The following is a 12,068-nucleotide window of genomic DNA, read 5'->3' on the forward strand; positions in this document are numbered from 1 at the left end:
GGGAGCGCCAAGCTTTCTACGACGTCGAGCCTGCGGCGGCCGGCTTCCGATGCAGCGCTCTCCAAGCGTCGACGCGTTCTGCGGCATTGCGCCGGATCGCGGCATAGAAGATACCGTAATCGCCGAGATGATAGCTGCCATAGAGCAAGCTCAGAATGTCACGAAAACCACTCGGCGCGGACCAGGGAATATCGACCTTGAGCAGGCCTTCGTCGCACATCGCGCCGGTAAGATGCGGCGTCAGCGCCGGCAGGCTCCTGCCCTCGTCGCGAGCCGGTCGTTCGGGAAACGGCAGACTGCCCGGATTGGTGGTGGCGGAAGCCGTACCCTGCCGGCGCCAGGTCAACGGATTGACGCAGATCGCCGGCGGCTGCCCACTGTTCTTTTCGCTGCCGCGCCACCAATAGCTCTGGTCGCGGATCAGGCGGAAGGCGCCGGTGCGGCCCGTCTGGCTGGTGTTCCACGAAAGGATGCAGCCGGTTTCGCGGGGCCCGTCGCAAACCGGCAGACCGATCGTTCCGAAATCCAACGGCGCATAGGCTCCGACGACATAGGCCGCGACCAGCCGCTCCTGCAGCGGTGTGCCGAGAATCTCCGCCTGAAGCAGCCGGACCGCGTGCATCGCGCCCTGGCTGTGCGCCGCGATCACGAACGGACGACCGCCATTTTCATGCGCGATATAATGGCGAAAGGCCCGCGCAACGTCGTCATAGGCCAGCACCACGGCCGGGCGGCTGCGTTCCAGCGCGCGGAGCGAAGCCTGACGGTAATGCGGGGCGTAAATGCGACAACAGCCGTTGAACGCGCTGGCCTGCCCCAGCAGCACGGCGGGGTCGAATTCGGATCGTTCGGTATAGGCGACATTCCAGACATCGCTCTGTTGATAGGTCGTGGGGTGGATGAAGAAGACGTCGGCCGGGGCGTCGGTTTCGTCGATCGCCACCACGCCCGACGGCGTCGAGCGTTCCAACCCGCCCCGCCCCGGAAACGCCAGCCACGCATCGGCCCGGGCATAATCGGGCTCGGGCGGAACATGCGCGGCGTCAAATGGCTGCGACGGCGATCCGAAGGTCGCGATGAGGGTCGCGACCGGGCCCACGCCGGCCACGCCCAACAGAATCGCAGCGCCGCCCCCGGCCAGCGCGAGCAGCGCCGCTTTCTTCCATATCCCCCGTCGGCGCACTAGAATTGCCGGCGCACGCCCACGCCAATCGTCCTTGGCCGCAAGGTGACCGCCGCCGCCATCCCGCTGACGACATTATGGTCGAGCAGCGGCGTCTTATCGAGCAGGTTGTTGACGAACAGGTCAACCTGCCAGTCGCCGGTATCGACCAGCAACCCCAAGTTGACGACATCATAGGCCTTTTGGTGCTGGGTGAAGTTGTTCGCCGAGACCGGGCCGGTCGGGGTGTTGACGATAAAGCTGTCCTCGAACATCCTGAGGCTCGAGCTGCGATACTGATAATCGGCGCGCGCGGTTGCAGTGACGTCGCCGCCAAGCGGGATACGATAGGCCATATTGGCACTCACGATCCATTTGGGTGTGTCGAGCACCGGCTGTCCGACATCCGCCGACACCCCCGCCGCGCTTTTGGAGATTTTGGCATCGGTGTAGCTCGCCGCGACGCCGAGCGTCAGGGCATCGAGCGCAAGCTGGCTGCTCAATTCCGCGCCCTTGATCTCGGCACCGCCGACGTTGCCGCTGAACGAGAATCCGCAGCCGGGCAGAAAGACATTCTGCTGGATATTCTTCCAGTCGGTGTAGAAGGCCGCGCCGTTCAGTGTCAGCCGGCGGTCGAACAACTGGTTCTTGCTGCCAACCTCATAGGTCCACAGCGAATCCGACTTGTAACTTACCGGCACCGAGGACAGGCCGAGATTGGCCAGGTCGGCCTCGCACTGGTCCGGCGCCACCGCGAACGGATTGCCGCCGCCGGGGCGGAAGCCCTTGGCCGCGCTCGCATAGATCAGATTGTCACGCGTCGCGCGAAAGGCGAGCTCGAACTTCGGATTGACCCCGTCCTGACGGGTGCGGGCGCTCCCCTGGGTATTGCCACCGTTGAGCACGCCGTCGCCTTGCGTCTCGATCGTCTGCTTGATGTTGAAATAGCGCAGCGCGGCGGTCGCCTCGAGGCGCGGCAATATCTCGTAGGTCAGCGCCGCGAAGGCGGCATATTGCGTCAGCCGGCTGACACTATTGCCATGATAGACGGTGTCGGTGCCGGTCCCGAGCAACGCGCCGACGCCAATCGAATTGACGGTCTGGTCGAGTTCGTCGCGCTGGCGCGAATAATAGAGACCCGCGGTCCAGCGAAGCCGCGCCGCCGGGTCCGCCGACGCCGCGCGCAGTTCCTGGCTGAACGTCTTTGTGCTGCTGTTGGACGCATTGGGTGAATTGACCCCGAACAGCGTCGGAACCAGCGTCGCAATATAGAAGGAATAGTCGCGATCAAATGCAACCGACCGATCAACATAGGCGGTCAGCGAGGTGATATCGACATCGCCGAGCCGTTTTGCGATGTTCAGCGAATAGACACCGAGATCGTCATCGGTCGGCTGCTTGAGCCGGAAAGAGCTCTGCAGGCCGGGAAGATTGGTGAAGAAGGCGCCGGTGTTTTTCTGCCGATAGGCCTGCCGGAACAGCGACGGGGTGATATCGAGCGTGTCGTCGGGCTGCCACAGCAGCGCGGCCTTGACCGCGAAGACATGGTCCGAATTCTGATTGTCGTCGGCCAGTGTACTCAGCGAAGGATGCGCGAGCGGCGTCAGTTCGGCCGGCGGCGCGGTCGTACTGGTCCGCACATCGACGACGGTGCCATTGGCGATGTTGTCGACATAGCCGGCGTTGCTGCGATAGAGCACGCCGGTGCGCAGCGCGAGCTTGTCGGACAGCGGGACATTCAGCACCGCCTCGCCATTCCAGGATATGCCGCCGTGCCGCGTGGTCGCGACGCCCGCCGCAGTGTCGAGGGTGGTGGTCCCCAGCTCGGGCGCGTGGCTGACATATTTGATCGCGCCGCCCATCGCGCTGCCGCCGTAAAGCGTGCCTTGCGGCCCCTTCAATATTTCGACCCGGCTGAAATCGAAGAAGACGGGATCGGCTGCGCCGCTGAAGGCATTGGACGCGCTGAGCAGCGATATATCGTCGAGATAGATGCCGACGGTCGGGCTGGGCGAGGTCGTGCTGACGCCGCGAATACTGTAGCGGCTCTGCCCCAGCTCGGCGCCCGAGAAGGACACACCCGGCACCTTGCGGAGGACGTCCTTGAAGTCGCGTGCATTGCCTTCGCGCAGATCGTCTTCGGAGAAGGCCGAAATGGAAATCGGCGCGTCCTGCAGGCGTTCGCTACGCTTGCGCGCGGTCACGACGATGTCGCCGGACGTCGCCTCGTCTTCCTGCAGTTGAGGCTGCGTTTGCTCCTGAGCCGATGCCGACGGAATGAAACCGCCGATCGCCACAAGTGCGCAGGCCGTCCAAGCCGTTCCGCCGAGATAATATCGCATGCCAATCCTCCGTCCCAATCGAGCGCCCCGCGCCCTGCACGCCACATTGGGTTGGCGCGCGTCATTCAATGCGACACTCATCGACGCCTTTTCATCAAATGCTATTATGCACAGGCGCGGCCAGCTTATGCCGCGCGCAGAAAATCAACCGCCCGCCCTCGTTCGATACGATATTCGACACAATTTGGCATGGACCGGTTTTCATGCGAAACCGGACGCAGGCACGCTGCTTATGGGACAAGATTGATGGCGCTCGCAGAACAGCACGGGAAAATCCCGCATTATGTAAATGGGCGCTTCGAGCCGTTCCTGCGCGAAGACGACATCAGCGGCGTGGTGATCGATGGCCGGTCCCGCGGCGAGATCGACGAACATGTGATCGGCGACGACCGGCTGACGTTCAAGGTGCAACTGACCGGGGCCGGAGAATATCAGTTCAACGATGCCCCGACGTCCGAGATTGCCGGGGAGTGCCTGGTCATTGCCCATCAGCCGTCGGGCGTCGTCAAGCGGCAGATCATCCATGAGGACACCGAAGAGCGCTCGGTGACGCTGTTTCTGCCACGCCTCGGCAACGGCCGGATCGCCGGATTCGAGGACAGCGGATACGAGGTTCAGGCGGCCAGCGACTTCCTCGATCAACGCCTCCTGTTCCGGCGCTATGCGCTGCCGCGCGCCGCGGCGCTCTGTGCTTCGGACATTCTCGATGCACGCCGCTCGCCATGGATGCAGGAACGATACAAGCGGGCCCGGATTGACGAGATGACCTGCCTACTGCTCGATTTCTTCATCAGCCAGTTCAAGCGCTCCGACGACCATGGCCTCACCGAACGCGAGGTGCGCCGCGTGCAGCAAGTCCGTGCGATCATGGCGGAACGTCTCGACCAGCCGCTCGGCATCGCCGAACTGGCCAGCGCGGTCGGCACGAACCGGACCCGTCTGAACACCATTTTCCGCGCCTTTTATGGCGAGACGATCGGACAGGCGCTGCAAAGGGAACGCATGGAAAGCGCCCGCACCTGGCTGGGCGAGGAAGACATGTCGATCAGCGAGATCGCCGAACGCTGTGGCTATGGCCACCTGAGCAATTTCTCGCTCGCCTACAAAGCCTATTTCGGGATCAGCCCGTCGCTGGCGCGCGAAGCTGCCACACAAATAGTGCGGCCGTCATAATCCATCCCGTCGCAGCCATAAGCGCCGCGCCGGCATGTCGGCCTAAGGTCGCCTAGCTCGCCCCTTTGTCCGGGAGGCGTTCGACCGTTGGAGCCACCATGAACCTGGATCGAGATATCGCCCCGCTCGTCGCTGATATGACGGCTTGGCGGCGGCACTTTCACCAGCATCCCGAACTGGGCTTCGAGGAAGTGCAGACGTCGACCTTCGTCGCCGACCGGCTGCGTTCGTGGGGCATCGAAACCCATATCGGCATCGGCGGCACGGGCGTGGTCGGGGTGATCCTGGGCGATAGAGGGGCAGGACCGAACATCGGGCTGCGCGCCGACATGGATGCGCTGCCGATCGAGGAACAGGGGCAAGTAACGCATCGTTCGTCCCGCCCCGGCCTGATGCATGCCTGCGGGCATGACGGCCATACGGCCATGCTGCTCGGTGCCGCCCGGGTGCTGGCCGGGCGGCGCGATTTCGCAGGAACCGTCCATCTGATCTTCCAGCCGGCAGAGGAAGGGCTTGGCGGCGCACCGGCGATGATCGCCGACGGCCTGTTCGATCGCTTTCCCTGCGACGCGGTGTTCGCGCTCCACAATGCGCCGCCCCTGTCGCTCGGCACTGCGGCGGTGCACGCCGGCCCCGCCTGCGCGGGCGCCGCGCGTTTCGAGGTCGAGATTAGGGGGCGCGGCGGCCATGCGGCGACCCCGCATCTCACGGCCAGCCCGGTATCGGCCGCCGCCAATCTCGTGCCGCTGATCGAAGCGGTGCCCGGACGCCGAACGCAGGCGAGCGGCATGGCGGTGATGACCGTGGCCTCGATCAACGGCGGCGGCGCGTTCAATGTCGTCCCCGAAAGCGTGAGCCTGACCGGAACCGCGCGCGCGTTCGACGCCCCGACGATGCAGGCGCTGGAAGCCGAACTTCGCCGGCGCTGCGCGGGTGTCGGCCTTGTGTATGATGTATCCTGCGAGGTGACCTTCGACCTCCTGTTTCCGCCGACCGTCAACCATGCCGGCGAAGCGGCTATCGCGGCGTCGGCACTGGACGACATTCTCGGCACCGGCGCGGTGATCCGCGACATGCCGCCCGTCACCGGCTCGGAAGATTTCGCCTATATGCTCGAACGCCTTCCGGGTGCCTATGTCCTGCTCGGCACCGGCCTCTCGGAGGATACGCCCATGCTGCACAGCCCCGACTATGATTTCGAGGATCGATTGCTGCCCATCGGCGCGAGCTTCTTTCTCAAGATGGTCGATCTCAAGCTCGGCGCGCGGAACGAACCGGCATGACCGGCAACAACGAGATTTTCGACTTCGTGGTCGTCGGTGCCGGCGCGAGCGGATGCGCGGTGGCCGGGCGGCTGGCGGGCACCCCCGGAACCCGCGTTGCGGTGCTCGAAGCCGGACGCGCGGGCCGGCTCAGGATCGAAGCGATCCCCGCCGCGACCATCCACACCAACGGCCACCCCTTTTACGACTGGAAGCTTGTTTCCCAACCCGACCCCACCCGGCTCGACCGGACCGAGGACTGGCCCAGAGGCCTCGGGCCCGGCGGCAGCACGCGGATCAACGGGATGATCTATGTCCGTGGTGCGCCCGAGGATTTCGATGCGTGGCGCGATCTCGGCGCGGCGGGTTGGGGCTATCGCGATGTCCTGCCCTATTTCAGGCGGATCGAAACGAGCGCCGAAGGCGAATCGCAGGTTCGCGGCGCCACCGGACCGCTCCACATTTCGCCGCTGCCCTATGTCCATGATCTGACGCCCCGTTTCATCGCGGCGGCGGGCGAGGCAGGCCTGCCTTTCAATCCCGATATCAATGGCGAACGCCAGGACGGGATCGGCTATGTGCAAAGTTCGGCGCGGGGTGGCCGCCGGCACGACAGTTTTACCGCCTTCCTGAAACCGGCCATCGCGAGCGGCGCGGCGACCATGCTGGAAGGCGCGCGGGCACGGCGGGTGATGTTCGAAGACGGCCGGGCGACCGGGGTCGAATATGAGCAGGACGGCACCGTCCACACGGTCACCGCGCATAGGGGTGTCATCCTGTCGGGCGGCGCGATCCACACGCCGCAATTGCTGATGCTGTCGGGCATCGGCCCCGCCGCACGGCTGCGCGAACTCGGCATTGCGGTTGTCGCCGACTCCCCCGAGGTCGGCAGCAACCTGATGGAGCATGCCGGCATCTGGATGGGCCTGAAAGTCTCGGTTCCGACGCTCAACCAGCAGGTCAATCTGGCGGGGATGGCGCGCGCGATGCTGCAATGGCTCGCGGGCAAGGGACCCGCCGCGAACCCCACCGCGCAGGCCGTGGGCTTTGCGCGGACGATGCCCGGGCTGGCATCGCCCGACATCCAGCTTCATCTGACCCCGTTCGGCCATGTCGGCAGCGGCGGCGACCGCAAGCTCGCGCCGTTTCCGATGGTCAGCGTCGTCGCCAGCGTCAACCATCCGCAAAGCCGGGGACGGATCGACCTGGCGAACAACGATCCCGCCGCCGCGCCGCTGATCTTTCCGAAGCTGCTCGATGCGCCCGAGGATATGGCGACGCTGCGGCGCGGCGTCGCGCTGTGCGAACGGATCGTCGACGCGCCGGCGTTCCGCGCGTTTGTCGTGGAGCGGATCGGCTGGCCCGATCTCGATGCCGGCGATGCCGAGGTCGAGCGGCAGATCCGCGGCCTTGCCGGCCCGATCTATCACCCCGTCGGCACCTGCCGGATGGGCTCGGACGCCGCGTCGGTGGTCGATCCGCAGCTCAAGGTTCGCGGCGTCGACGGGCTGTTCGTCGCCGATGCCTCCATCATGCCGCGCCACATCAGCGGAAACACCCAGGCCGCCGCGATGATGATCGGGGACAAGGCCGCAGATTTGATTGGAATGCCCCTATGAGTTCCGCCGCCGCCACACTGGACCTTCCGGCTTGGGACCAGCCGCTTTCCGAAGCGCTGGCGCATGGCTGGATCGACGGCGAAACCCGGATATCCGGCGCGAGCTCGATCCAGAGCGTCAATCCGGCGACCGGCGACAGCTTTGGCCAGTTCGACGAAGGCGGCGCACCGGCGATCGATGCCGCGGTGATCGCGGCGCGATCGGCGCTCTCCGGCGAGTGGGCACGGATCGGCGCCGCCGGCCGCTCCGCCTTGCTGTTGGCTTGGGCAGCGCGGATTGCCGAAGAGATCGATCAGCTGGCCTGGCTCGAAACGCTCGAAGTCGGCCGTCCGATCACCGATGCCAAGGCGTTGATCGCGCAGGGTCCGCTTCTGATCGGCTATTACGCCAGCATGATCCCGGGCCTCGAGGATCGCACCGATGGCGCGGCGCGGCGACCGCGGGGCGTCATCGGCGCAATCACGCCGTGGAACTTCCCCACCGCCAATGTGCTGATCCGGATCGTGCCGATCCTCGCGGCCGGCAACACACTGGTCCTCAAACCGTCCGAACTGTCGCCGCGATCGGCGGTGCTGCTCGCGCAACTGGCCAGCGAAGCGGGTTTTCCGAACGGCGTACTGAACGTCGTGCTCGGCGCCGGACATACCGCCGGCGCGGCGCTTGCGGCGCATCCCGGCATCGACATGATCGCCTTTACCGGATCGACCCGGACCGGCCGGGCCATCATCCAGGCGTCGGCGTCCCGATCGCTCAAGCCGGTGATGATGGAATGCGGCGGCAAATCACCGCAACTGGTGCTGCCCGACATGATCGGCGAGCCCGCGATCTGGCCCGGCGTGTTTCATGCCGCCTTCTGGAACACCGGCCAATGGTGCGCGGCGCGCACCCGGCTGCTGGTGCCCAAAGGCGGGCTGGAAGCCGCGGTCGAAGGACTCCGCGCGGCGGCGGTCTGGCCGGTCGGCGACCCGCGCGATCCGGCGACACGGCTGGGGCCACTCGCCAGCCGCACGCAATATGAAACCGTCCAGCGCTTTCGCGAGATTGCACACCAGACCGCCCGGGTTGTGCCGTTGTCGACCGCGCGGGACGACTTGCCGGCTCATGGCTTCTACGCCGAACCCGAACTGATACTCGATGCGGCGCAGGACGGCGAACTGGTCCAGCAAGAGATATTCGGCCCGCTGCTGACGGTGCAGGAATATGACGACCTGAACGAAGCGATCGCGCTGGCCGACGACGGTCCGTACGGGCTGGGCGCGACAGTGTGGGGCGCGGATCGCGACGCCGCCGAGCGGATCGCCGCGGGGCTTCGGGTCGGGTCGGTCGATGTGATCGCAACGCCCACCGCCCGGCCGGGGATGGCGCTGGGCACGCCGTTCGAACCGCGCAAACAGTCGGGCTTCGGAGTCGAGGGCGGGTTGACGGGCCTGTCGGCCTTCACCGCGCCCCAGGCGATCACCTATGCGGGCTGATACGCCACCCGAATCGCGCGCCACGCTGGCCGCGCTGATCGTCATCGGCACCGGTGCGATGACCAGCGCCACGTTGAGCCCGGTCTTGCTCGGTCTCTATATCGACGAGCTTCGCCTCACCGCGTCGCAGGCGAGCCTCGCGCTCGCCGCGGAAAATGGCGCCTATGCTCTCGGGTTGCTGTTCTTCTACCTCATCCTGCACCGGGCGCGGCGCCCGGTGCTGGCGGCCACCGGCCTCGCGATCATGATCGCCACCAGCCTGTTGACCGCGAAAGCGGGCGGTTTCGTGCCGCTGCTGGCGATCCGCGCGGCTTTTGGCCTCGCGATGGGATTTACCGCGTCGGCGGTGTTCGCCGCCTATGCCGGACGCACCGATCCGCAACGCGTCTGGGCGATCGCCACCTTCGTCAACCTCGCCTATGCCGCCGTCCTCCTGAGCCTGTCGGGATGGATCGCGCAGACCTTCGGCCTCGCGGGTATCGTTGCGGTGCTCGCGCTGACCGCGCTCATCGGATTGCTATGCGCCCGGTTGATCCCGCCGGCGCCGGCTGCGCCACCGGCCGAAGCGACCGGCATCGCGGCGGCGCGCGGACGAACGATCAATCTTCCCGCGGCGTGCGGCGCCCTCGCGCTGCTCTGCCTCTATGCCGGTCACACCACATTATGGTCGTTTCAGGAACGCATGGGGCTGGCGGTCGGTCTCGACCGCAGCCAGGTCGGCCTGTTGCTGGGGATTTCCGTGCTGGGCGCGATCGCAGGCGCCCTGCTGTCGATGACCGCGGGGCAGCGGTTCGGCCAGCGCGGCCCCAACGTCCTCGCCTTTGCCGGCCTGATTGTCTCGGCGCTGCTGCTCGCAGTGCCAGACATGACGGCCTATGTGGCCGGCGCGGTGATCGTCAAAACCGCGTGGTTCTTTGGCCTGCCCTTCATCCTCGGCGCGATCGCCAAGCTCGATCGCAGCGGCCGGTGGAGCAGCATGGGGGCGGCGTTTCTCGCACTGGGATCGGCGGTCGGACCCGCAATCGGCGCAACACTGGCCGACCACGGCGCGCATATGATCGGCTTTCTGGCGGCGGGGCTCTATCTGATGAGCTTCCTGTTCACCGTGCCGCTCTTCGCGGCGGCGCGCGCTCCGGCGGATCGCTGATGTTTGCCGAAAGCTATGCGGAGGCACGGAACGCCTTTCGCGCGGCGATATCGGCGCTGGGCGGGCGGCTCGCCTCGGCGACGGTGCCCGGGACCGGCGCGCAGGGCGAGGAACTGACGGTCGACTGGGCGATGATCGGGCCGGACGATGCACCCCGCACCCTCTTGTCGATCTCCGGCGTGCATGGTGCGGAAGGCCATGCGGGGTCCGCCGCGCAGCGCGCCTTCGCCGCCGCGCTCGACCCCCGCGATCTCGGCGCGGACTGCAATGTCGTGATCGTCCACGCGCTCAACCCCTGGGGGCTGTCGCACGGGCACCGGGTCGATGCCGACAATGTCGATCTCTCGCGCAATTTCGGCGATTTCGGGGCGCCGCTTCGGCCCAATCCCGACTATGCCCGGATACATGGCGTCGTATGTCCCGATCACTGGGATGCGGGGCTACCGGGCCGGGCAAGCGAATTGTTCGGCGCGCTCAGCGCCGAATGGGGCGCCGCACGCGCGCTCACCGCCTTTACCGGCGGCCAGCACAGCCATGCCGATGGTCTCGGCTTTGGCGGGATCGGCCCGTCGCCGTCGCACCGGATATTCGAGCATATCGTCGAAACCGAGCTCGGCCGCTGCCGGCGCATGGCCTATCTCGAATGGCACACCGGTTTCGGCGATTATGGCCGGCCGCTGGTCGTCGCCCTCGACGCCCCCGGGTCAGAGCCGCGCGCGCGGATGGCGCGCTGGTGGGCCGATCAGGATCTGCAATCGGACGACGAGGCCTTTGAATCGGGCGAAACGCCCGATTGGTCAGGCCTGCTCCTGCCCGGCCTGCGCCGGCTGGCGCCGCACATCGAAATTGCGGGGGCTCCGATCGAGATCGGAACCGTCTCGAATTTCGAAGCGTTCGAAGCGGTGATGATCGATCGATGGTTGCGCCTCGGGATCGGGCCGAACGATGCCCGCATGCGCTCGACACTGCGAGCGCGATTGCGCGCGGCCTATAATCCGGCCGACGCCGCCTGGCGCAGGAGCGTGGTCGAGATCGGCCGTTCGATGCATGTTGCGGCTTTGCGGGGTCTGAACGCGTGGCGCGTACAGGATGTCCGGCCAGCCCGCGCCCGGCACGTATGAGAAGGCCGGCCCCAGCCGATAATGCGCGGCAGCGCCCCCTCTATCAGTCAGGTCTTTGATGGGCACCCTGTCGGCAATCCTCTACTTCCTCACCCACCATCCCTTCTGGTCATGGCCCCTCATCATTGCCGTGGGTGTGGTGCTGGCCCACCTGTTGGCGAGGTGGAGCGGCCGCGCCCGCTGGTACATTCTGATCCTGCCCTTTTTCCTTTATGGCCAGATCAACATCTTCACCGCGCACATCTTCAACGCGCTGTTTCTTGAGGCTTTCGGGATCGATGGAACCGCCGTCATTACCCAGTCCGAAGAAACCAGTTCAACCCTGAACGACCAGAGCATTTGGGCCTATGATGCGGTGATGAAAACTGCGGACGGCCGCGATGTGATCGCGGGGTTCGACACCATGTCCGCCAGCATCTATCCGATCACCAACGCCATCCTCATCCCGCCGCAGGGCGAGCGGTTCGTGGTTCGCTATATTCCGGACTTTCCGCGCAATTTCGTCATCATGCGCGACCTCTCGCCCTATGGGAAAAAATATCGGATCGGCGAGGATCGCAAGCCCGTCGAAAAAGCCGCCGCGCAATTCGCCGCCAGCCCCGACAACCGCGCCTTCATTGCGGAATACAGGGACGCGTTGGCGGCATTTATCGACAAGCACCATGATGATGCCAACCCTGCCCTGATCGAAAATTATCGGGCGCAGCTCGGCGCGCTTCCCGAACCCGACTGAAGCCAAAATAAACTTACTGGCCAATCAGTTAGTAATT

9 protein-coding genes are annotated in these 12,068 nt (G+C 65.8%); 7 read left to right on the forward strand and 2 right to left on the reverse strand.

Annotated features, from left to right (window positions below):
* Window positions 1–16: 16 nt before the first annotated feature.
* The gene (locus tag AC07NV_RS10415; protein WP_495166276.1) at window positions 17–1,183 is read right to left on the reverse strand and encodes a DUF3089 domain-containing protein; all 1,167 of its coding nucleotides are present in this window, start codon (window positions 1,181–1,183) and stop codon (window positions 17–19) included.
* Entirely contained in the window at window positions 1,183–3,504 is a 2,322-nt protein-coding gene (locus AC07NV_RS10420) for a TonB-dependent receptor (protein WP_495166277.1), read from the reverse strand. Before AC07NV_RS10420 ends, AC07NV_RS10415 begins: the two co-directional genes overlap by 1 nt.
* 246 nt (window positions 3,505–3,750) lie before the next feature.
* Between AC07NV_RS10420 and AC07NV_RS10425 the strand changes: the two genes are divergently transcribed.
* From AC07NV_RS10425 to AC07NV_RS10455, 7 genes are all read left to right on the forward strand, one after another.
* Window positions 3,751–4,677, forward strand: a complete 927-nt coding sequence (locus tag AC07NV_RS10425) for a helix-turn-helix transcriptional regulator (RefSeq protein ID WP_495166278.1) — start codon at window positions 3,751–3,753, stop codon at window positions 4,675–4,677.
* Window positions 4,678–4,775: 98 nt separating this feature from the next.
* Window positions 4,776–5,960: an amidohydrolase gene (locus tag AC07NV_RS10430; RefSeq protein ID WP_495166279.1), complete on the forward strand. Its 1,185-nt coding sequence runs from the start codon at window positions 4,776–4,778 to the stop codon at window positions 5,958–5,960.
* A complete protein-coding gene (locus AC07NV_RS10435; RefSeq protein WP_495166280.1) occupies window positions 5,957–7,558 on the forward strand; it encodes a GMC family oxidoreductase in 1,602 nt (533 codons plus the stop codon). Before AC07NV_RS10430 ends, AC07NV_RS10435 begins: the two co-directional genes overlap by 4 nt.
* Window positions 7,555–9,030: an aldehyde dehydrogenase family protein gene (locus AC07NV_RS10440; RefSeq protein WP_495166281.1), complete on the forward strand. Its 1,476-nt coding sequence runs from the start codon at window positions 7,555–7,557 to the stop codon at window positions 9,028–9,030. The genes AC07NV_RS10435 and AC07NV_RS10440 overlap by 4 nt, the downstream gene beginning before the upstream one ends.
* A complete protein-coding gene (locus tag AC07NV_RS10445) occupies window positions 9,020–10,177 on the forward strand; it encodes an MFS transporter (protein WP_495166282.1) in 1,158 nt (385 codons plus the stop codon). Before AC07NV_RS10440 ends, AC07NV_RS10445 begins: the two co-directional genes overlap by 11 nt.
* The gene (locus AC07NV_RS10450) at window positions 10,177–11,298 is read left to right on the forward strand and encodes a DUF2817 domain-containing protein (RefSeq protein ID WP_495166283.1); all 1,122 of its coding nucleotides are present in this window, start codon (window positions 10,177–10,179) and stop codon (window positions 11,296–11,298) included. Before AC07NV_RS10445 ends, AC07NV_RS10450 begins: the two co-directional genes overlap by 1 nt.
* A 58-nt stretch (window positions 11,299–11,356) precedes the next feature.
* Window positions 11,357–12,031, forward strand: a complete 675-nt coding sequence (locus AC07NV_RS10455) for a hypothetical protein (RefSeq protein ID WP_495166284.1) — start codon at window positions 11,357–11,359, stop codon at window positions 12,029–12,031.
* Window positions 12,032–12,068: the final 37 nt, after the last annotated feature.

Source organism: Sphingopyxis sp. GW821-FHT10B01 (assembly GCF_059415685.1).